Below are 22,214 nucleotides of genomic sequence, written 5' to 3'. Positions count from 1 at the left end.
ATAAGTTTGTGCGCTGATGCGCACTTAATAAGGAAACCAAGCCTTCCCTAGGGGCGCTCTGCCCCCCGCGCTCTGCAAGGCCATTCGCCCTGACGGGTTTTGGCTCCCCCGCAAGCGGTCCCCCCAAAAAGCTTCGCTCGAAGACCTTTCCGTTTGCTACCCCCGCCTTCGCCAGGAGGCGTTCGGCATGTACATGCCGCGTTCAACGCGGACGTGCAAAAGCCAACACCAAGGAGCAGACACCATGAAGAGCATCGCCACCATCGACAGCAAGAAGCCCACTACGAAACAGGAACTCATCGGCGCCAACATCAAGCTCTTGATTGAGCAGTTGGAGGCCGGACACTCGGAAGCCCTCACCAACTACCTCACGGCCATGAGCCGCTTCCATAGCTATTCCTTCGGGAACGTGCTGGAGATCGCGCGACAGATGCCCACCGCAACGAGAGTAGCCGGGTTCTGGACGTGGAAGAACTTAGGCCGCAGTGTGAAGGCGGGACAGAAGGGCATTCGCATTCTTGCCCCTATCGTCGGCGTTCGCCGCAAGAAGGACGAAGAGGCTAGCAAAGATATTACGAAGCAGAACGAGCGTGTGTTGTTGGGCTTCCGCAATGCTTATGTCTTCGACGTTTCGCAGACTGACGGCGTAGCCCTGCCGGAGATGCGCGAAGTCTCCGGCGACCCCGGAGAGAACTAGGAGCGTCTGGCCGCGTTCGTCCAAAGCAAAGGCATTCAGCTTGTCTACAACCCGAGCATCGCGCCAGCCCTCGGCATGAGCTACGGCGGACGTATCGCCATTCTGCCGGGCCAGTCCAAAGCCGAAACCTTCGCAACGCTTGTCCATGAGACGGCGCATGAGCTCTTGCATAAGGCAGAACGCCGCACGGCAACGACGAAGACGGTACGTGAAACCGAGGCCGAGGCCGTCGCGTTTGTTGTCGGCAAAGCCGTTGGGCTGGTGACAGGTTCCGTGTCCGCCGATTACATCCACCTGTACCACGGCAATGCATCCTTACTAGCCGAGAGCTTGGAGGTAATTAAGCAGACCGCCGCCGTCATCCTTGCTGCCTTGGAGCCGCCTGTAGCGGACGAGGAAGACGCACCAGCTACCGAAGCAGAGCTTGCGGAGGTAGCGGCATGAAGACCGTTCTGGAGCTTATCAGGAAGGCCGGGGGATGGCATCCCGGCCTTTACCTCAAGATAACCAACGAACCGTACACGGCGCTTGTCATCGAGGCCGTCGACGAGTCCGGCCCTTGTGGACTTCCGGTTGTCTCTGTTGCCCACTACAGCGAATGGAACGGCGACCTGATGCGTGACCCGGAGATGTGCTTCGAGCTTGGCTTTGCTGGAGGCGCACACCTGAGTCCTTTCTATTGGAGAAAGGACTTCCTGGGCATCGAGCAGTGGAGCCGATTCATTCAGGACGGCAATTACTGCTTCCACCCTCAACTGCACGAACAACACGAGAGCTTCGCCAAGCTGTGGGACAAGAACCTTGCCGCGCAGAGGTTCGTGGAGGCGTTCACGGACAAGTGCATTCTCGGCTAGATCGCTCTATCTTGGGGCGGCGAAACTGCCGCCCGCTTTCACTCCCAAAACGCACGGGAAGAACCCTTGCAGGTTTCTCCCCGGCCCCTCATCCGCTGGACTTCCGGCCTGCGCTCGCCGGCTGCGCGCCCGGACTCAAGTTCCTCCTCCGGGACCTGCCCCTTACGATTCGGCGTACCCGAGTGAAAGCTACCCTTTAAACTCCTCGCCGGTATCCCAAGAACTGTCATTCACAGCAAATTCTGCACATTCGATCTGCACAGTTCCTGCACAGCCAAAATTGCGCCCTTTAGCCGGTGGAGAATCAAAAACTTCCGAAATCTTCCTCACCCGCTCAGGATGACACTCCTGGGAAACTCCGGGGGAACAGTCAGTTCCAAGCCTATTTATTGAGGTCGTGGATCGTCTCGGCGACGGCCTGACCTGCCTCTCCGGCCGCGTCCTTTACTTTGCCCGCCACCTTCTGCACCGTGTCTTCGGCTTCAAGATCGGAGTCACCGGTAAATCTGCCGACTCCCTCTTTCACTCTCCCGACGACCGAGCCAACCGTACCTTCGGCTCTTTGCCGGGTGCCCCATCCGAAGGTCTTTCTCGCAGCGTGATCGACCGAATCATATCCCGTTGCGTGTTCCGGTTCCTCCCCGTTGAGGACCAGCACCGCGATTCCCGCGCCAATTGCTACCCCTGCCAAAAGCCATGGAAGACTTCTCATAGACCCACCTCCTTGAAGGTGAGATGCAATCTGTCAGGACAGGTTCGGCAGAACAGGACGATAAGCGCCGGCACCCTGCCGTTGAGCCATCCAGTTACCGCTGCGGAGAGGGGGCGTTCATGCTGGCGTGGTCCTGTTTGAGCATACGGGCGAGGTCATTCGCCAGATCTGTGCCTTTGGGATCGGTGTAGGTTCCAAGCTGTCCCTTCAGCTCGACCTCGGTCTTGCGAAAGAGGTCGGTGCAGGGAGTGACAGTAACGTAGGAGGCCGTGTATCCAATCGTGCGTTTGCCGAGGGTCTGTTCCTGGATGACGACGTGGAGGGTGCGATCGGCTGCTGCAGCGGAGTCGACTAGGTCGATGCCGCCGGTTGCGGCGATGGCCTGGCGAATCTCCGTGGCGCGCTGGCCGGAGGGGTCGTCGCCCGAGACGGTGAGGAGGACGCGGTAGCTGCCCTGGGGCGCGGCGGTTGTTGGACCACAGGCGATCACGTGCTTTTTGGGGTCGGCGGTAAAGTTCTGCCGGGCGACGTTGACGAGCGCATCGAGCTGCGCCTTGGAAAGCCGGTTAAGGCCAACCATGCGGAAGCTGCCTTCTTCGACTCCGAGGAACTGCTGAACCTCAGGCGTCCAGACCGCCGTACCGGCACGATTGGCTTTGGCTGCAGAGGCAGTGCCTTTGTGTTCCGCCGTCTTCTGGGCGAACCCGCACTGGGTCGCAAGTATCCCGGTCGCAACAAGAAATAAAGCGAGAGACCTCTTCATCGGCAATCAACTCCAACGCATGAACTGTTTTGAATGAAACCAGGCGGATAAACATTCAGACGGAGCCGGAAGCTGGACGGCCAGCTTCTGCGGCGAAGGCCCAGAGGGTACTGCCCCCGGCCGCAACTTCACAGGCCTCTTCGTGAGCCTTTTAACCACGCTCCTCCCGGCACGTCGGCTTTGTCAAGCATGCTCTCCATCCGGTGAGTAGAATGCTGAACACAAGACGGATGGCTCCGCTGCGTGCCTGGTGGAGACCCCTGAAGAGCAGACATTCTGAAGATCTATGACCGCTACGAACACCCTGGCGTATCCGATCCATTCTCTCCGTGAACAGGTGACTGCACTGGAGGCGGCGATTACCTTGTGCCTGTCCGATCCAAAGACAAAGCCGGTACACCGATTGCGCACCACGACGCGCCGCATTGAAGGACAGCTGGCGATGCTGAAGATTGTGCCCAAGGTCCCCCGGCATCGCAAGCAGGCCGGTGAGGCGCGAAAGCTGCTGAAGAAGCTGCGGCGGGCGGCAGGAGATGTTCGCGATATCGATGTTCAGCTGGACCTGATCGATCAGATCGCAGGGCAGGACGACTCCAGCGAGCTGAAGGACGGCGCCGCGAAGCTGAGGGAGAAGCTCGAAGCGGACCGCAAGGAGCATGCGGAGAAGCTGGTGAAAGTCCTGGAAAAGAGGCAGTCCGAGGTGACGCTGGCCCTCGAGGAATTGTTGAAGGCTCTCAAGCCGATAGAGACGCTCGCATTATCCGCAACCGAGCTTACGAAGCTGGCAGGGAGATGGTACAGGAAGAATCTCCCGCCTGAGGTAAATAAGAAGGAGGACGAATCGGAGTATCTGCATACCGTCCGCAAGGTGGCAAAGCTGGCACGCTATATCGCTGAAAATGCTCCGGAGAGCGCGAAGGCGCCGCGAGATCTGGCCGCCGGGTTCGAGAGTCTTCAGCAGAGCGGGGGCGACTGGCACGACTGGATGGTCCTGGAGGAGATTGCGGGAGAGAATGTGGGAAAGTCGTCTGCGTTGACCAAGGTGCTGGCGCGGCGGAACCGGACTGCTCTGCAGGTCTACCGGAGACATCTGGGCGAGTTTTCGGGGTAGGTCAGCCGAACCTGCTATTCACGACTCACGACCGGGGCGGATTGCTGCCTGGCTCGTGCCTTTCGGCGCACGGCGACGGCCTTGCGCTTTGCCTTGCCCAGCAGCGAGCGGGCCCAGACGTAGTCGCGCGAGAGGACGAGAAGTCCGGCAAGAGCCAACGGGATTCCGGGGATGACAGGGAGGACGCACCCTGCGATACCGGTTCCCAGCAGGAACCATCCGCCTGCAATCCGCATCCATCGGCTGCGCTCCCGGGGGGCCTCGTTCATTCCCATTAGACGCGGGGATGAAAGCTGTGCACGCAATTAATTTGTATGAATCAGTTGCGCTTTTCAACGCCCGAGTTAACTGAAGAGTATCGAGAGAACCCGCGTCGTTACTTTACATTCGCCGGTCCTGCCCGATAGGGTAGAAATTGCTCTGGCGTTCCGCGCCTCCGGTGTCTATAAGGATGCGTCTGTACGCCCCCATTACGGCTCTCCTGGCTTTGGCGTTGCTCTTTCCCGCCTCTGCGCTGCTTGCGGCGCCGGCACGGAAGGCGCGCCGCTCTTCTGCCCATCGCTCTACGCAGACTCCGACGGCGAACGCGAAGGCGCGTTCCAGCAGGAAGGTCGGCAAGACTGCTTCGGCTCATCACGCCAAATCGAAGGCCACTCGAACGGAGCGGGTCTCCACCAGCGCCTCCAGACGAAAACATACGTCCAGGACAGTCGCTTCCACCCGCCGCAAGGCAACCAGCGCGGACTTCATGAAGGCTGCGGAGGCTTCTCCCCGGACTGCGGCGGCGCGGCGGCAGAGGATTTCGGCTGCCGATGAGAGGGCCAGCGAGGAAAGTTCCGTCGTCGGCGTAACGCGAAGCCAGTCGCCGCGAAAGTCGGAGGCCGACAGCATTCGCGAGGAGGCGGCTGAGCCGATTATCCTGCCGACGATCTATAACAAGCATGGGCGTTTGATTGTCCCTCCACCCCTCAAGGGGTCGCACGAGATTCTGGTGCGGCAGAACGTGGTGGCAGATCGGGACGGGTTGGACCGTGTTCAGGACGACAATGACCTGGTCCGCATGCGTGAGCAGCACTTGCTGGTGGCTCTACCGGTCAGCCGTGGACTGACGGTCGATGACCGGCTACCCTCCAATCGCCGATATGCAAGGCCATGGACAGTGCAGTTCCTGACGACGCTGGCGCGGGTGCACTATGCGCGTTTCCATAGCCCCATCCAGGTGAACTCGGCTGTACGTACCATGGAGTTTCAGCAGCATCTGATCCGCGTCAACGGCAACGCCGCCCCGGCAGAGGGAGAGACGGCTTCGCCACACCTGACGGGCCAGGCGATCGACATCGCCAAGCACGGGCTGTCGCGGACAGAGATTGCGTGGCTGCGAGGCTATCTGCTGCCGCTGATTCAGCAGGGCAGGATTGACGTGGAAGAGGAGTTTCAGCAGGCCTGCTTCCATATCAGCGTGTACAAGAAGTACGCTCCGGAGGGAAGGTCCCCCCGGAGGGAGATCGCGGGGCACCGGTCGAGTGGAAGCTCGGCGCTGGCAGCGGCGGTTCAGTAAATTCCTTAGGGGCTGAAGCGCTTTTCCAGCCCGAATCCCTCTGCGGCAAGGCCGAAGGAGACAGAGAGTAGCGCTCGGGGCCGATGGCGGATCAATTGGTTCTTCTGGATTCAGCCACGCGCAGACATTCCTCGATGGCCTTCCCGGCACGCTTCTCACGGGCTTCAGGGCTCTGGTAGTAGAAGATGCCGAGCAGGTGGCCGCGCCGCTGCACCTCGGTCATGGCATCCCATCCCCTGCGTGCGGCCGGATGCCTGCGAAACGCCACCTCGAGAATCGGAGGCAGAACCTTTTCGCCCTCCATCGCCAGCAGCATACGCTCGGCCATCTGTTCGGCCCGCCGCGCACGAACCTCTTCGCTCTTCGGCTCCGTAATCCTTCGAGCAATATCGTTCCGTATCGAATCGCTCAGCTTCGCGAACCACTTCGCCAGCGCCTTCTCCTTGCGGAAGATGCTCTCCAGCTCCGCGGGCGCTTCGACCTCCCGCTCCTCCAGGTCAGGCTCTACTGCCAGATCGATCATGCCGCCCACCGCGACCCCGGCTGCCTTCTGCATCTTCTTATTCACCAGAACAAAATGTCCGCGATTTGCGGAATCGGCAAACAGCGAAGTTCGAAAGACCTCGCCTCCGGTCTCGACCTTCACCCGCAGCCGAACCATCTTCTTCCACGCCTTCTCCACCTCGAACGGAACCCTCGCCACCACCCAGCCCAGATTTCCGGGTAGAGGCTCCAGCACCGCACGGAATCTCTTTACCTGTCCTGCCATGCAACCACCTCCAGAAAAATCTACACTGTGGACATCGCGATCCAGTCCAATCCGAACCTCTTTCTCTCCGCGGGCGAAGCCTCTGGGGATCACTACGGCGCCCAGATCATCGCGGAGCTGGCTCGTCGCCATTCGTCCGCCAGCTTCTTTGGGCTCGGCGGCCGCGAGATGGAGGCCGCTGGGCAGCAGCGCATCGTTCGGGCCGAAGACGTCGCCCACATGGGAATCACCGAGGTCATCCGCCACGCTCCCAGGGTCTATGGCTCCTATCGAAAACTGGTCGCCTCTATCAAAGAGCGCTGCCCGCAGGCCGCCATCCTCATCGACTTTCCCGACGTGAACTTCCGTCTCGCGCGCGAGTTGAGGGCGCTGCATATTCCTGTCCTGTATTTCGTAAGCCCGCAGCTCTGGGCCTGGAAGCGCCGCCGCCTGCGCTGGGTGCAACAGCGCGTCGATCGCATGATGGTCATCTTCCCGTTCGAAGAATCTTTCTATCGCAACCGCGGGGTCGATGCCAGTTTCACCGGCCATCCTTTGGCAGAGCTTCCGCTTCCTGCCACGTCGCGGGAAGAGTTTGCGAAGCTGCATGGTCTCGATCTGGAAAAGCAATGGATCGCCCTTCTTCCTGGCTCGCGAGCCAAAGAGGTTCATCTGAATCTCCAGACCATGCTTGAGGCTGTCGCTGGATTCGGAAGCAGATATGAGTACCTTGTGCCGGTGGCCTCGACGTTGGACGCCGAGTGGGTTCGGCAGCAGGCCGGCAGGATTGCAGCTGCTCGTCAGCTCGGGACGAATCTTCATTTCGTGCCGGACGCCCGCGAAGCACTCTTCCACGCCCGCGCATCGGTCGTGGCCAGCGGCACAGCGACCGTTCAGGCTGCGGTGATTGGAAACCCGTTTGTGGTGGTCTATCGGGTCTCCGACCTGACGTTCAAACTCGCCAAGCGACTGGTGAAGTATCCGAAGGAGGTCTGGCCCTCGGGTGCCCCTGACCGGTACGGAAACCTGCCGATCGCGATGGTCAACCTGATTGCCGGGCTGACGGTGGTTCCGGAACTGATCCAGCAAAACTTTACGGCTGCAAATGTGGCGGCGGCGCTTGGCCCTCTGCTTGAAGATACGGCGCAGCGAGCGGCGATGATCCACGATCTTGTTGAGGTGCGCCGCCGCCTCGTCTCTCCTGCAGGCAGCAGTTCCATCGTGCAGGTGGCGGATGCTGTCGATTCACTGCTGGAAGCTTCGTGGCCTTCGGATCCGGTGAAGATGGGCCGAATTGCCGGCGTCCGCGTCTAAAAAGGCACACCTGCCTTTTTGGTGGGGAAGACGGCAGTACCATGTCCTAGAGGAATCTTCGCCTTCATGCGCGCTTTTGCTCGGATCTTTCGTTTGTCGCTTGCAGTGCTGATGCCTTTTCTCCTGTTCGCGAGCGCCGCGTTTGCGGCTCCGGCCCGTCCGCAGTTGGAAGTGACCGGCTATGTCATCAACGCCGATCTCTTTCCGGCTGACAACCGAATGGCGGCGACCGCCGAGGTCACCTTTACGGCGCTGGAAGATCTAACCTCACCCGTCTTTGAGCTGAACAACGGGCTGCAGCTGGCAAAGGTGACCGACGCCAGCAAGAAGCCGCTGGAGGCGGAGCGAGTTGCCACCAACTCGACCGTGCGGTTCAATCTGGCGACGCCGATCCCCAAGGGGACGACAACCACCTGGACCTTTGAGTATGGCGGCACGCTGAAAGGCGTCGAGACCAGTCCAGTGGAAGGAATCAACTTCGCTTCGGTCGGCGATCCTATCAGCATCCTGCTCTATCCGGGGCGCTGGTTCCCGATGACCGGGCTTTACACCGACCGTTTCACCGCCGAGATGCACATCCGCGTGCCGGGAGACGAGCGAGTGGTCGGATCTGGTTCCGGCGTCGCCGCCCCCAAGAGCCTTCCGGGAAACCGCACCGAGTACACCTTCAAATGGGCCAAGCCCGGCTTTCCCGGGACGATCATCGCGGGAAAGTTTCTTGAGCCGATCACGGCCCCTGGAATCAATAACGTCCACGTCTATGTCACCCAGCCCAATAAGGCCTTTGCGGTTCCTTTTGCGCAGGATGCCGCAAAGCAGTTCGACTACATGACGGCGACCTTCGGGCAGGCAGAGAGCAGCCAGATCAACCTGGTTGAGATGCCCAACGATGCTGTCTCAGCGATGTGGGCGCCGGAGATAGCCGGTATTGCCGGTTCACGGGTAGCGGGCAAGACCTATTCGCGCCTGCTCGCCAACACCCTGGCGCATCAATGGTGGGGAAGCAAGATTTCGCCCGCGACGTTGAACGATGCCTGGGTGACGAACGGAATGTCGCGCTATGCGGAGCTGATGTATGTCGAGGACTCAGCTGGCAAAAACGCCTTTGAATCTGCGGTCACTGACGTTCAGGCCGGCGCGCTCGCCTATGACACCCAGCCCCTGACCAGCATGGGGAGACTCGATCCCTTCTCGCCGCAATTCCAGTCCATGACCCTCGAGAAGGGAGCCATGGTCTTCCATATGCTCCGCTGGGAGATGGGAGACGATGCGTTCGTAAAGTTTCTGCGTAACCTGCTATCGCAATACACCGACAAGTCCGTAACCACCGCCAACGTCCAAACCGTGGCCGAGGCGCAGTCACAGCTGCAGTTGACACCCTTCTTCGCACAATGGTGCGACGGTACGGGAGCACCCGCCTTCACGAATAAGTACACGGTCTTCCGCCTCGGGAATAACAAGGGTTTTCGCACAGTAGGCTCCATCGCACAGGACCTCGATCTCTTCCGCATGCCGGTGGAGCTGCGGATCGAGACCGACGGCAAGACCGAGATCCGCCGTGTGGACGTCTCGGGCACCGAGAGCAACTTCTCAGTGGAAACCTTCGGTCGTCCGCGGCGCATCTCCATCGACCCCCAGAACTGGGTGTTGAAGAGCACCCCCGATCTGGCGGTCCGTGTGGCTGTCCTTCGCGGCCAGCAGCAGGTGGCTCAGGGCGACCTGACCGCCGGGCTCATCGAGTACCAGAAGGCGCTCGATGCCAACCGGAACAGCTCACTGGCGAGTTACCGGATCGGAGAGGTCTTCTTTATGCAGCGTAACTACCAGTCCGCCGCAAACTCCTTCCGCGACGCCTTGCGTGGCGATGGAGATCCGAGGTGGGTCGAGGTATGGAGCCACATCGAGCTGGGCCGCATCTTCGATATCACCGGCCAGCGCGATCGTGCCATCAACGAATATCGTCTCGCCGTGCAGACCAACGACAATACGCAGGGCGCGGTCAACGAAGCCCGGGCTTTGATGCAGAAGCCGTACAAGCGTGAGAGCGCCAGCAACTGAGTCTCAATCGCAAGGTCTAAGTAACTTTTGACGCTTCCGAGAAGGGCTTTCCCCAAATTTTTTTTGGTTGTCGTAGATCCTTTGCGGCCCGCTTCTGCATCTAAGCAACCCTGCTTATTCCTCATTGCCGATGCGATATATTTTCTTCCAAATCCTGAAATAGCGTCAGTTAAGCAATATATGGTTTTTAGTATTTATCCTCCAGCAGGGTAATAAGAAACCGTACGAGCCATTTGTCTGACCCATTTGTGATATTTCGGTAAACATCTATAAACAAAGAATTTTCTACGTCTGTGACGAGCCGTCAAGAATGGCCCATGAAATGCCCTATGGCAGTTATGAGTTGCTGCCAAAACAGGTCAATCCCTCTAGGAGTGTGCCTGGAGAGTGGCAAGGGGAGTTTCAGAACGATGAAAAAACTATTTGGGCTTGCATTGATCTTGCTGTCGGTGACGGCATTGGGTTTCGGTCAGGTGACGACAGTGAACGGTGGCTCGATTCAGGGAACGATCACCGATCCGTCCGGCGCCATTGTTTCTGGCGCGAATATCACCGTGACTGCCGATGATACCGGTACGACACGCAACATCATTACGGACGCGTCCGGCGTGTACGTCCTTGGTCCTCTGGTGCCCGGCGCCTATACGGTCAAGGTAGAAAAAGAAGGCTTTACAGGTCTTTCGGTAAAGACGGTAGTCAAGACCGGTACTGTGACCAACGGCAATTATCAGCTTTCTCTCGGAGAATCGACCACAACCATTGAAGTCGATGCCGGAGCCCTGCAGGTCAACACGGAACAGACCTCGGTCAGTGACGTTATCTCCCAGGAGCAGATCAAGAACCTTCCGGTGAACGGCCGTAACTTCCTTGACCTTGCGCAGGTCGAGCCGGGAGTTGTCCTGCAGAGCGGCGAATCCTTCGATCCCACCAAGGCAGGCTACTCCGCAATCTCGGTTGGCGGCGTGTCTGGCCGCTCGACCCGAATTCTTCTCGACGGCCAGGACATTACGGATGAGACCGTCGGAACGACGATCTTCAACGTCAGCCAGGGTGCGATCAATGAGTTCCAGTTGAATCGTTCCAACCAGGACGTCTCTGGTGATGTGACTTCGACCGGCCAGGTTCTGGTTTCGACTAATTCAGGTACGAACACCTTCCACGGACAACTGTTCGGTCAGTTCCAGGATCACCGTGCCTTGTTTGCCCGCTCTACAAACGGCGCAGACCCGCAGTTTCAGCGTAATCAGTTCGGGGGATCGATTGGCGGCCCCATCCTGAAAAACAAGCTCTACTTCTTTGCCAACTCGGAGCGCATCAAGCAAGACTCATCGGCAGTCTCTACGCTCGACCCGTCAGGACCTTTTGGCAGCATCTATAACGCATATCCCACCATTCCAACTCCTTATCGCGAAACCTACTCGACGGCTCGCCTGGACTACGATGGCCCTTTGCATGGTCACTATTTCGTCCGTGGCAACTACAACGTAAATGCCGTGACCTCCAATAACGACGGCGACGGCTATTGGCTGTTCGCCGCTCGCAACAATACTTATGGAATCGCCGGTGGTGCTGACTACCAGTTTGGCCGCTTTACACATTCGTTCCGAGTCAGCTATGAGAAGTTCCACAATCTGTTGAGCGACGCAACGGATGGCAATTCTTCAATTTACAATGCAATCCCGGGACTCGGATTTTATAATTCGGCGCTGCACTTGTTCTCCGGTCCGAACTACCTTGCGCCGCAAGGCACCTTCCAGTCGGATAAGCAGTTCCGTTATGACGGGAGCTGGACCAGGGGGCAGCATACCGTTCGCTTCGGCTATAGCTTGAACCGCATCCTCGGCGGAGGCTTTGCCTCGTTCATGGGACTCGGTCCTCGCGTTTCGGAGAATGCCTCGAGCGTTCTTGCAAACTGCAACGGTGACGGCGTCTCCCTTCCTTGCCCGGACGATCCGGTTCACGGTTATCACCCCGTGACCGTTTACATCGGAAACGGTCAGGGCTTCTTCACCGAGAACTCCGGCTTTGGCGAGATCGGTGGCGGCGTGTTCGACTGGCGCCAGGGAGCCTATATCGCTGACTCCTGGAAGGTTACGCCTTCGTTCACGCTGAGCGCTGGTGTCCGGTGGAGTGCCGATACCGGCCGTGCCAATCAGGATATCCCGCAGGTTAACTGCTCGGACGTAGATCCGAGCCTGAATCCGGGCTGCTCGGGGAATCAGTCTCTGTTTGCACAGTGGGACCCCTCGCTGGCCGGCAGAACGAAGCAGAACTGGGCGAACTTTGGACCGCAGATCGGCTTCGTCTTCAGCCCCGGAGACCACAAGACGGCAATCCGTGCCGGCTTCGGTATTTACTATGAAAACGACGTCTTCAACAACACCACCAACCTGCGTAATGGCCTGTTGAAGAACGGACCGTTCAATTCGGTCCCGGGGCTCTGCTCCGGTGGAGGCACCTACCAGATCAACATGCCGGATGGTTCGATTGTCGATAGTATTAATGGCGTCTCGATCCGGGACATTTGCAACTCTCCGATGAGCGTTGCGGGGCCGGCGCTGATTCAGTTGGAGCAGCAATTTCAGACTGCAACCAAGGCAGACCCCACTTTGCCGAATACGTCATATGTCGGTAACACGTTGGCGATGGGCGGTTCGGCCGGAACGATCGCTTACGGCGCACCCTACCGGACCCCTTACGCTGAACAGTGGAGCTTCGGAATTCAGCGCGAACTTGGCCGAGGAATTATCATCAGCGCGGATTACATCCACAATTCCACGCTGAAGTTTGGGCAGGTTATCGACTTCAATCGTGTAGGAGCTGCGCGTTATCTGGATGCGGCCGCGGCGAAGAATGCGATTGCAGCAACGGCCGATTCGACTACGGGTTGCACTGGAATGACTGGCTCCGCAGCCGTTGACTGCGTCATCAGTCATGGCGGAACGATCGACGACTTCTCCGCCAACGGTCTGGATTCAGGCAACCAGGTTTCGGGAGGTGATCCGGCTCAAGTGTCGGGCAACGCCGCTGCTTTTCCAGGCAAGAATCCGCTGCTCGGCAATGGCAACTTCATGATGCCGATCGGCCGTTCGGGCTATGACGCTCTGCAGATTGTCTATAAGGAGACTAAAACTCACCCGGCGCCAGGAATTAACTCGGTGAATATCCAGGGATCCTATAGCCTGTCGCGCATTGTCTCCTCCTATGGCGCCGGAAGCACCGATAGCTCTGATCAGTTCTTTGGTTCTGCCGCCAGTACGTGGGACAACGACAATCCGACTCTCTATATGGGACGTTCCGCCCTTGATCACAAGCACCAGGTGACCATGGCGGCGATCTTCAACCTCAAATATGGGCCGAGAGTGGCTCTTACGGGGCAGTTCCGTTCGGCTGCGCCGAGGAACCTTACGCTCGATAATTTGAACGGTGGTACAGCAGGCATCTTCACGTCGGATGTGACGGGTGATGGTACCGTGGGTGACATTGCTCCCGGGACAAACCCTGGCGCGTACATGCATGATGTGAAGCCCGGCACTCTGCAGAAGTACATCAACAACTTCAATCAGACGAAGGCGAACACTCTTACCCCTGCAGGACAGGCGCTGGTTGCTGCTGGTCTGATGACCCCGCAGCAGCTCATCGCACTGGGTGGCGCCATTCAACCGATTGCAAATCTGCCTCAGCAGAACGCAATCGCCAATCCGACCTTCCGCAACGTAGATGCCAGCTTCGCGTATCCCATCTCCCTCTCAAAGCTCCGTGAAGGAATGAGCCTTGAGCCGGTGATTGCGTTCTACAACATCTTCAACATGGCGAATTTCAACAATTTGCCGAGCGGCATCCTGGAGAACACGACCAGTGCCGGCGGTTCGGTAAATACGGATACCAACTACCTTACTGGTCCTAACACCTATGCGGTCGTGAACTCCAATCGCGCCCAGCGTGGTTCGGGGACGTTCAATCAGGGCGCTCCTCGTACGACGGAGTTCCAGCTGAAGCTTAACTTCTAACCTTGGTTCTTCCTCTTGTTAGAGGAACGGCGGAGAGCATCATGCTCTCCGCCGTTTTGTTTTGCGCCTGATCGTCGAATCGCGTGATCCAAATGGTGTTGTTCAAAATAAGACCATCTGAGTCGCATATTTTTGTTGATATAGGACTAAAGCTGTCTTATATTCCTTGTATCGAGATTATTTGCGGATCTCAAAGGGCCAGAAGTTCGTGGCTCGAGATCGAAAGACTGGGCTGAAGTGAAGTGGAAGCAGATCCCCGCGGGGAAATCTCCTGGCAGAGACCGCGAGGACCTGATGGTCTGACTGTCCTTGAGGGCAGTAGATTGCAGCAATTATAGGAGCGAGGTTGATCCCGATCAACGCAGCTCCGGTCCATTTCCCTTCCAAATTCTGTTCGTGTTACGTGGAATCGCCGGCGCGATGGCTGCCAGGCGGTGTGAGCGGTTGCTGCCCCTTCGCGTCCTTTTTTGGCTGCGAAGGAGCACTTAGCAAGGGAGATGGGACGATGAAGAAGCACGTAAGAAAAAAGCATCTGCGCCGCAGTTTTGCGGGATCGAAGAACTGGCTGGCGGTGGGGACGCTGGCTGCGACGGTGATGGGGGCGGGCCGTCAGGCGCAGGCAGCGGTTCCTTCGAGCGCCTCGGGGGCAGCAGCGGTTCCTACGGCCGGACTTCCGGTGAAGAGAATCAACATCGCCGCTGGCGCGCTGGATGCCGCAATCGCCACTTACGAACAACAGACGGGCGTGCATGTCCGCATTAATCTTCCACAGGGGACCGTGGAGGGTTTTCAGACCAAAGGCGTCTCCGGACTGTTTGCTGAAGATGAGGCGCTGCAACTGCTTTTAGCCGGAACCGGCCTGAGCTTCCGGATGGATGGTGCTTCGACCGCCGTGGTGGAACTGCGGGCGAATGACTCGGTGGATGTCTCGACCTCTGCGAACTCCGTTTCGCTCTCCCAGTTCACCGAGCCTCTGAGCGATATTCCGCAGACGGTCAATGTAGTTCCGCAGTTTGTCATGCAGGAGCAGGCGGTGACGACTATGCGTGACACGCTGCGCAATGTTCCCGGCATCAGCATTGCTGCCGGTGAGGGTGGAGCGCAGGGGGACAATCTGACGATTCGCGGATTTTCCGCGCGTAACGATATCTTCCTCGACGGCATCCGCGACTTTGGTTCGTACTATCGCGATTCGTTCAACTACGACGCCGTCGAAGTGCTGCAGGGCCCCGCGAGCGTGGAGTTCGGCCGCGGCTCAACCGGCGGCGTGGTCAACCAGGAGCAGAAGCAGCCCATGCTGCAGGAGGCGATCAGCGGATCGCTGCAACTGGGGACGAACCTGATGCGTCGCGTTACCGCAGATATTAATGAGCCGCTGACAGCCCTCGGGCCTGGAACCGCCTTCCGGCTGAACGTGGCGGGAACGCAGTCCAACGTGGCGGAGCGCGACATCACCGAGGTGCGGCGATTCGGTATCGCGCCGTCCATTGCGTTCGGACAGAACTCCCCGACCCGCTTCCTGCTCAGCTACCTGCACGAGAGCGAGAACAGCATCCCTGACTATGGCCTGCCATACTTCCTGTACAAACTTCCGAAGGTCAACCGGACCAACTATTACGGTTTCGCAGAAGACAACTTCCTGCGCACCAATCCGGATATTGTGACGGGGCGCGTCGAGCATGACTTCTCTGTGCCCGTCACCGTGCGATCGACGATGCGGTGGGCAAACTATCCGCGCGATGTACGCATTACTGAGCCGCAGATTGCCAGCAAGGCGGTCTTCTCGGCGATCGGAGGCGAGCAGATGGCGGCCTGTGCCCCTCCCGCCTGCTTCCCGATCAACTACGATCCGAATCTGGTGAGGGTGACCCGCAACCAGATTGCGGCCAAGAGTGTGGAAGACATGATCTGGAATCAGACGAGCCTTGTAGGTCGTCTGAAGCTGGCGCATGTGGAGAATAACTTTGTTGTCATGCTGGAGGGGGGACGCGAACGGTCGAGTCCGCTGCGAACTTCCTATACGGTGCCAACGGCTTCGCTGCTCAACCCGAACCCATATGAGCCATTCGATCCGTCATCGATCAGTATTCGATCGAACACTCATGTTTCATCGACGTCCTATGGTCTGAATCTTCTGGATACGTTGAAGCTGACGCAGTGGCTGCAGATCTCCGGCGGTATTCGCTTCGATTACTTCAATGCAGACGCCCTCACGGATGCTGTTGGATCGACCCCGGCAACGCATGTGAGCAGGCTGGATAAGCAGCCCACGTATCGGGCCGCGGTAGTGGTAAAGCCCAGGCGCAACGGAAGCATTTACTTCGATTACGGAACGTCGTTCAACCCGTCGGCGGAGTCGTTGTCACTGAGCGGGAACAACGCCGCGCTTCCGCCCGAGCTGAACTCGACGACCGAGATCGGAACGAAGTGGGACTTCCTGCACGATCGTCTGAACCTGAGTGGAAGCTACTTTGCGACGGAGAAGCAAAACGCGCGCGAAACCGATCCGAACGATACGGCGAACACGATCCTGGTCGGTACGCAGCTGGTACGCGGTGTGCAGGTAGCGGCGATCGGACATATGCCGCGACACTTCGACATCATCGCGGGCTATGCCTTTCTGAACGGGCGCGTGGAAAAGAGCATCCTGAACGCATCTCCGTGGTCGTCGTTGTATGTTCCGGGCGACCCGGTCTACGGCCAGGCTCCGTACTTCATCTCTCCGAAGGGATTTCCCTTTGCCAATGTCCCCAAGAACAGCGGCAACCTGTGGGTGACACATGATCTTTGGTGGCGCTTCATGGGAGGATTCGGAGGAAACTATGTCTCGGCCCGCCGCGCCAGCTCTACAACCATGGTCGCTGCCTATGACAGCGCAACTCCGGTTCCGGTGACAGACGTTCCGCTGACCTTCAAAGCGATTCCGGGTTACTGGACCTTCAACGCGATGTTGCGCCGGCCTATCTCGGACCATCTGGATTTCCAGGCGAACATCATCAACCTGACCAACAAGTTCTACATCGATCAACCTCATCCCAACCATCTGGTTCCTGGCGAGGGTATCAATGCTCAGATGGGCTTCAATGTGAAGTTCTAACATCGAGGCTATGATGGCAGCGAAGGGCTTGGGCGCTTCGCTGCCGCATTTCTAAGTGAGAGCTTTTTATGCTAATTACGATTCCGAACATCCTGAGTGCCGAAGAGGTAGCCCAGGTGCGCACGAAGCTGGACGCCGCCAACTGGGTGGATGGCAAGGTGACCGCGGGATATCAGGCGCAGCGCGTTAAGGACAATGAACAGCTGGCGGAGGCGTCGCCACTGGCATTGGAACTGGGAGAGGTTGTTCTGAAGGGCCTGGCGCGATCCCCTATGTTTATGTCCGCAGCCCTGCCGCTGCGCGTTTTTCCCCCGATGTTCAATCGATATCGTGGTGGAGGCCGCTTTGGCACGCACGTGGACACGGCCATTCGCTCTGTCGTGCCGTCAGGACAGAGGATTCGCACAGACGTCTCAGCGACGCTGTTCCTTACCGCGCCGGAGGAGTACGACGGCGGCGAGCTGATCGTCGAAGACACGTATGGCACGCACAGCGTCAAGCTGCCTGCAGGCCATATGGTGCTGTATCCGGCTACCAGCCTGCATCGTGTGGATCCGGTGACCAGGGGAGCGCGTGTCTCCAGCTTTTTCTGGATTCAGAGCATGATTCGCACGGATGCAGATCGCACGATGCTGTTCGACCTCGACCAGACGATTCAAAAGCTGGCAGTCGAGCTGCCGGGAAGCCCGCTCGGCGTGACCCTCACCGGGATCTATCACAACCTTCTGCGACGGTGGGCCGAGATGTAGGCTGTGCTGGACGTGTCATCCTTCGACTTCGTTTCTCGCGATAAGGCCGCAAGGAACTTCGCTCAGGATGACACCTCTGTGGGGATGGGGGCCTGCAGAGGATTGCGGGGTTGCCTCCAAATCCGATGGAAATGTATGGCTAAGGCTCGAAGGGCTGGTCGAGCGGGAGCTGCGGACTCTCCGAGTAAGGCAGAAACAGACAGAAAATCGTGCCGCGGTGCGAAGGATGATCGCTGCTGCGTAGCAAAATACGGCCGTTATGTCGGTCGACGATCCCCGATGAGATCCAAAGGCCGAGTCCTGTGCCGTTAAGTTCTTTTGTGGTGTAGAAGGGCTCGAAGATACGGGCGCGTACCCCCGCCGACATGCCGTGCCCAGTATCCGCGATGGTGATGCGAAGCCCTTTGCGCTCGATGCCATTGGAGGAATACTCTGTCGCGTCATGGGCACGCACCAGAAGCCTTCCTCCCTGACGCATCGCGTCGATCGCGTTGGCGATCAGGTTGTTGAGAACCTGGCGGATGTCATTCTCAAAGCACAGAACAGGCCTTGATGTGCGGAAATCCGTCTCGACGGTGATGCGCGAGTTAAGCAGACGTCCGTGGTAGAGGTTCAGAACGGCCTCGGCCAACTCCTGTGCCGTCACGTGCGTCGCGCTGACTGCCTGCCGGTGAAAGCGAAGCGTCTGGGTTGCGATCTGGCAGACGCGGGAGAGCTCGCTCTGGGCGGTGCTCACGTACTCCCTTACGTGCGGAGGAAGATCTTCGGAGACATGCATCAGGTAGAGAAGGTTGGTGATGGCCTCCAGTGGATTGTTGATCTCGTGCGAGATGGAGCTGGCCAGCCGGCCGACGGCGGCCAGCTTTTCACTTTGAATGAGAGCCTGCTCCGCCCTTCTCTGATTTGTGATCTCCTGGACGACGGCAGCAATCGCGTGAACTTTCCCATTGCCTCCGAAGACAGGCGAGTAATTCACATTCCAGAAGCGGTGCTCGCCGGGACGCGTCAGCAGCTCTCCTTCAAATACGTGATTCCGGATCGTCTTGCCGGCAGCCACCTGGTGGAAGAGATCTTCGAGGCCTTCCAGGGGAGCCAGCTCGGTGATACGCCGGCCAAGGATCTTGTCCACCGGAAGCCCGAGCGTCTCCGCCTGCCGGTCGTTCACCCGGAGATAACGAAACTCGACCGGATCGAAGAGCGCTAGCCCGATGGGCGCCGTCTTGTAGATCGTCTCCAGTTCTGCGCGCTGACGCTCGGTCTGCTCCTGACGCTGTTGCAGGATCTGTGAGGAGATCTTGCGTTCCGTGATGTCGATGCAGAGGCCGCGAAGACGAGGAGTTTCGCCCTCTGCGGTAACAGCCTGGCAGCGGCACTCGATCCATCGCAGCGATCCGTCCTGGGCATGGATCGGGAAGTCGGCCGCGACGGTTTCGCCTGTTTTGCGGCTCTGCCGCAGCATGTCATCCACAAGGGGCAGATACTCGGCAGGGATATGTGCCCTGAATGAGCGTAGGTCTGCCAATTCTTCAAACGGATGCCCAAAGACCGGGTAGGATCCGATGCCGTACTGAATCTTTCCGGTCGAGAGATCGACATCCCAGGTCGCCACATGCGCGGTCTGCTGCACGACGGCCAGCAGGTCACGCTGCTGGATAAGAACGGACTCCGACTTCCGGCGCGCTGTGATATCGCGGAAGAAGATGATCACGCCATTGTCGGACGGCTTGATCTGGATCGAGAGCCAGAGATTCAGAGGCTCGGGATAGAACTCTTCGAACTCACCCGGAATGCTGTCCCGCATCGCGAGCGTGAAGTAATGCTCGTACTGCCCCTGCTTGACGAAGGGAAACTCCCGCCAGATATTTTTGCCCAGCAGATCGCCCCCGGGCGCCAGCAGCTCGTGAGCGCGCCGATTCAGGAAGGTAAAGTTTCCCTCGCGGTTGAGAGTGATGACTGCGTCGCTGGTGGCCTCCAGTACGCGCAACAGCTGGCGCGATGCCGAATCGCGAAGAAGCTCCGCCCCTTTCCGGTCTGTAATATCGCGAAATACAATCGCAATTCCCGCCTGCGTAGGCAGGATCGTGATATCGAGCCAGATGTCGAGACGCACACTGAAGTGTTCCAGGTGGGAAGCAACTCCCATGGCCATCACCCGGCGGTATTCTTCTTCCAGCCGGGTCCCCAGGATCTGGGGATATAGCTTCCAGATTGTCCCGTCGTGAATGTGATGAGGCTCGATCCTTCCCATCCTCATCGCTTCACTGTTGGCAAAGGTAATCTGCCAGTTGTGGTTGATGCAGGCGACCCCATCTGGAATCTGAAAGATCAGTTGAGCGAACTGCTCGTTCTCCACATCGACCTGTCTGCGGACAAGAGCGCGCCTCTCTGGGGCGAGTCCGGCAAGGATGGAGTCATTTGACATGCAGGTCAGAGGTCCAGATTCAGACTACAACGTCGGAGTATAGGGACGGATAGATGTATTACCGATTCGTCTCCAGATCGCGGATGCGAGCATCGAGAGCTGTAAGGGCTTCCGCCATGATGGCAAGTTCGGCTTCAAGCCGGGCGACGCGGTCGGACTGTGCGGCGTTTTCTGCCGGCAGCGCGGCCGCTGATCCTGTCTCCTGCGAAGCCCCGCCAAGCAGATGCATATAACGTGACTCCCTTGCGCCCGGCGGTCGCGGCAGAAGCGCCACCAGCGGGCCTGTCGAAGTCGCGTCTGGCCCTCCGTCTTCCCGGGGCGGGCGAGATGCCAGCCGCTCCAGCGTTGACTGCACCGAGGCGATCTCATCGAAGGCATAGAGTCGTTCGGAGCGAGCACGCAGCTCGCCGGGTGTCTGCGGACCGCGCAGCATCAGCAGGCATATGACGGCGGTCTCATCGCGGCGCAGATTGAGAACGGTGCGGGCGCGATGCTCGAACTTGGGGACACGAGCATCCTGCAGCATCGTTACCAGGTTGTGCTCCTCAAGGGTGTGAAGCGCCTCGCGAACCTCGCCCTCGGTAAGCTCCAGCACCGGGTCGCGGCTCGATCGCTGGTTGCACGCATTAACCAGCGCATTCAGGGATAGAGGATAGAGATCCGGCGTGGTGATCTCTTTTTCAATCAGGGAACCAAGCACGCGGAGCTGAGCCGGATCGAGCAGCATGCCATCCAGTCTACACATCGCCTCCATGGAGGGCTCTATCTGCAGGGATAGAAGGGGTTATGAAAAAGGAAACGAATCTGCAGAAAAAAATGCACATCTCGACTGGAAGGATCAAAATACCTTCTTTAGACTAGGAAAAGCGAATGGCGAGCTGTGAATGGGATTTAGCAGGCTCCATTCTCTGGAAGTCAAGAATCCCCCACGGAGTTTGGAATGAAGAGATCGATCGGGCTTTGCCTCGGAGCAGCCCTCGCGGCCGTTCTTTTATCGGGCGGAACAGCCAGCGCCAAAGACGCTGATGCGAGCACGAACGAGGTGTATCGCCTGCACATGTTCCATACCCATACGGGAGAGAAGCTTGACGTGGTCTACCGGATTGGAGACCGTTACCTGCCGGCTGCGATCGAAAAGCTGAATCACTTCCTGCGCGACCACCGGACCCAGACCGAGAGCGAGTACGATCCCCGCGAGTTTGACCTGCTGCACGCGATCATGGAGAAGCTGGGGCGACCGGATGGAGAGATTGATATCGTCTGCGGATACCGCACGCCGTGGAGCAATAATTTCCTGAGGTCGCGCTCTGGAGATTCGGGTGTCGCAAAGAACAGCCAGCACGTACAGGCCAAGGCAATTGATATCCGAGTCCCCGGCGTCTCGACAGCGAAACTGAGAGATACCGCACTCAGCCTGCATGCGGGCGGCGTGGGGTATTATCCGGTGAATCAGTTTGTGCATGTGGATGTGGGGCCAGTGCGCGAGTGGCAGTATGGGACTTCGCGGAAATCCAAAATGCGCTCCGTAGCGAAGTCCACCCGGCACGGAGTGCGCCACCGCGCTACAGCTGTCGCTTCGGGCGAGTAACGGCAGAGAAAAGTTTTCTGGAAGAAGGCCCGCATGCTCCGGGTCTTTTTCGCGTCAGGCGCTGCGATACACTGCAGGGAAACCTCTATGAGCCGCGAATATTTTTCCAGCAATCCTGCCATGCCGTTTTCCGATGCCGTCCTGGTGGATGGCCAGACCCTTTATCTCTCCGGACGTATCGGCCTGATCCCCGGGACCACCAAGGTGCCCGACACCGCCACCGAAGAGGCCCACCTCGTCATGCAGGAGATTCAGCGTGTTCTGGCGATGGCCGGCATGACAATGGACAACCTGGTCTCGCTGCAGATCTTTGTCAGCGATGTATCGCTCTTCGAGGAGTTCAACGCGGTGTATCGCACCTACTTCAAGGACAAGCTGCCGGCGCGCGCATTTCTCGGTTCGGGAACGCTGTTGTTCGGGGCAAGATTTGAGCTGCAGGGTATCGCGGTCAAGGATTAGTCGCTAGACTGCCCTTCGAAGCTCATTTTTAGCACCTAGGACGTATGCCTTAGGCGTGCAATGATGGAGCTGTT

At 58.6% G+C, this 22,214-nt stretch carries 16 protein-coding genes and 1 pseudogene; 11 read left to right on the top strand and 6 right to left on the bottom strand.

Features of this window, described 5'->3' with window-relative positions; all coding sequences use genetic code 11:
- The first annotated feature begins 244 nt into the window (after nucleotides 1–244).
- Nucleotides 245–1,141 (top strand): annotated as a pseudogene (locus tag GWR55_RS11945) (ArdC family protein).
- The gene (locus tag GWR55_RS11940; RefSeq protein WP_162402461.1) at nucleotides 1,138–1,551 is read left to right on the top strand and encodes a hypothetical protein; all 414 of its coding nucleotides are present in this window, start codon (nucleotides 1,138–1,140) and stop codon (nucleotides 1,549–1,551) included. The pseudogene GWR55_RS11945 and the gene GWR55_RS11940 overlap by 4 nt, the downstream one beginning before the upstream one ends.
- A gap of 382 nt (nucleotides 1,552–1,933) precedes the next feature.
- Here the strand turns inward: GWR55_RS11940 and GWR55_RS19105 are convergent, their stop codons facing one another.
- Together GWR55_RS19105 and GWR55_RS11930 are read right to left on the bottom strand one after the other, a co-directional pair.
- Nucleotides 1,934–2,263 carry a CsbD family protein gene (locus GWR55_RS19105; protein WP_202925501.1) on the bottom strand — a complete coding sequence of 110 codons (330 nt, stop codon included), beginning with the start codon at nucleotides 2,261–2,263 and terminating at the stop codon, nucleotides 1,934–1,936.
- A 94-nt stretch (nucleotides 2,264–2,357) separates the two neighbouring features.
- Complete coding sequence (locus tag GWR55_RS11930) at nucleotides 2,358–3,026, bottom strand: hypothetical protein (RefSeq protein WP_162402460.1); 669 nt, start codon at nucleotides 3,024–3,026, stop codon at nucleotides 2,358–2,360.
- Nucleotides 3,027–3,312: 286 nt separating this feature from the next.
- On the opposite strand from GWR55_RS11930, the gene GWR55_RS11925 reads away from it, so the two are divergent.
- Nucleotides 3,313–4,137 (top strand): CHAD domain-containing protein, encoded by an 825-nt coding sequence (locus GWR55_RS11925; RefSeq protein WP_162402459.1) that lies wholly within the window; start codon nucleotides 3,313–3,315, stop codon nucleotides 4,135–4,137.
- Nucleotides 4,138–4,151: 14 nt separating this feature from the next.
- Here the strand turns inward: GWR55_RS11925 and GWR55_RS11920 are convergent, their stop codons facing one another.
- Nucleotides 4,152–4,406 (bottom strand): PGPGW domain-containing protein, encoded by a 255-nt coding sequence (locus GWR55_RS11920; RefSeq protein WP_202925500.1) that lies wholly within the window; start codon nucleotides 4,404–4,406, stop codon nucleotides 4,152–4,154.
- A gap of 182 nt (nucleotides 4,407–4,588) precedes the next feature.
- On the opposite strand from GWR55_RS11920, the gene GWR55_RS11915 reads away from it, so the two are divergent.
- Nucleotides 4,589–5,695 (top strand): DUF5715 family protein, encoded by a 1,107-nt coding sequence (locus GWR55_RS11915; protein WP_162402458.1) that lies wholly within the window; start codon nucleotides 4,589–4,591, stop codon nucleotides 5,693–5,695.
- Between the two features lie 91 nt (nucleotides 5,696–5,786).
- Here GWR55_RS11915 and GWR55_RS11910 read toward each other — a convergent pair whose 3' ends face one another.
- Nucleotides 5,787–6,464 (bottom strand): YdeI/OmpD-associated family protein, encoded by a 678-nt coding sequence (locus GWR55_RS11910; RefSeq protein WP_162402457.1) that lies wholly within the window; start codon nucleotides 6,462–6,464, stop codon nucleotides 5,787–5,789.
- 27 nt (nucleotides 6,465–6,491) lie between these two features.
- Here GWR55_RS11910 and lpxB point away from each other — a divergent pair, with 27 nt between their 5' ends.
- The 5 genes from lpxB (at nucleotide 6,492) to GWR55_RS11885 (ending at nucleotide 17,671) form a co-directional block, all read left to right on the top strand.
- Nucleotides 6,492–7,757 carry a lipid-A-disaccharide synthase gene (lpxB, locus tag GWR55_RS11905; RefSeq protein WP_370521136.1) on the top strand — a complete coding sequence of 422 codons (1,266 nt, stop codon included), beginning with the start codon at nucleotides 6,492–6,494 and terminating at the stop codon, nucleotides 7,755–7,757.
- 66 nt (nucleotides 7,758–7,823) lie between these two features.
- The gene (locus tag GWR55_RS11900; protein ID WP_162402456.1) at nucleotides 7,824–9,815 is read left to right on the top strand and encodes a M1 family aminopeptidase; all 1,992 of its coding nucleotides are present in this window, start codon (nucleotides 7,824–7,826) and stop codon (nucleotides 9,813–9,815) included.
- A gap of 410 nt (nucleotides 9,816–10,225) precedes the next feature.
- Nucleotides 10,226–13,825, top strand: coding sequence for a TonB-dependent receptor (locus GWR55_RS11895; RefSeq protein WP_162402455.1), 3,600 nt, complete (start codon nucleotides 10,226–10,228; stop codon nucleotides 13,823–13,825).
- A gap of 505 nt (nucleotides 13,826–14,330) precedes the next feature.
- Nucleotides 14,331–16,922 carry a TonB-dependent siderophore receptor gene (locus tag GWR55_RS11890; RefSeq protein WP_162402454.1) on the top strand — a complete coding sequence of 864 codons (2,592 nt, stop codon included), beginning with the start codon at nucleotides 14,331–14,333 and terminating at the stop codon, nucleotides 16,920–16,922.
- Nucleotides 16,923–16,990: 68 nt separating this feature from the next.
- Entirely contained in the window at nucleotides 16,991–17,671 is a 681-nt protein-coding gene (locus tag GWR55_RS11885) for a Fe2+-dependent dioxygenase (RefSeq protein WP_162402453.1), read from the top strand.
- 139 nt (nucleotides 17,672–17,810) lie between these two features.
- Here GWR55_RS11885 and GWR55_RS11880 read toward each other — a convergent pair whose 3' ends face one another.
- Together GWR55_RS11880 and GWR55_RS11875 are read right to left on the bottom strand one after the other, a co-directional pair.
- On the bottom strand, nucleotides 17,811–20,093 hold the full coding sequence (locus GWR55_RS11880; protein WP_162402452.1) for a PAS domain-containing protein: 2,283 nt from the start codon (nucleotides 20,091–20,093) through the stop codon (nucleotides 17,811–17,813).
- 58 nt (nucleotides 20,094–20,151) lie between these two features.
- Nucleotides 20,152–20,820: a YceH family protein gene (locus tag GWR55_RS11875; protein WP_162402451.1), complete on the bottom strand. Its 669-nt coding sequence runs from the start codon at nucleotides 20,818–20,820 to the stop codon at nucleotides 20,152–20,154.
- Between the two features lie 213 nt (nucleotides 20,821–21,033).
- Here GWR55_RS11875 and GWR55_RS11870 point away from each other — a divergent pair, with 213 nt between their 5' ends.
- A complete protein-coding gene (locus tag GWR55_RS11870) occupies nucleotides 21,034–21,681 on the top strand; it encodes a DUF882 domain-containing protein (protein ID WP_162402450.1) in 648 nt (215 codons plus the stop codon).
- An 87-nt stretch (nucleotides 21,682–21,768) separates the two neighbouring features.
- The gene (locus tag GWR55_RS11865; protein WP_162402449.1) at nucleotides 21,769–22,140 is read left to right on the top strand and encodes a RidA family protein; all 372 of its coding nucleotides are present in this window, start codon (nucleotides 21,769–21,771) and stop codon (nucleotides 22,138–22,140) included.
- The last annotated feature ends 74 nt before the right edge of the window (nucleotides 22,141–22,214 follow it).

The organism is Edaphobacter sp. 12200R-103, assembly GCF_010093025.1.
Taxonomy (GTDB): Bacteria; Acidobacteriota; Terriglobia; order Terriglobales; family Acidobacteriaceae; genus Edaphobacter.
This window is presented reverse-complemented; position numbering and strand designations above follow the sequence as displayed.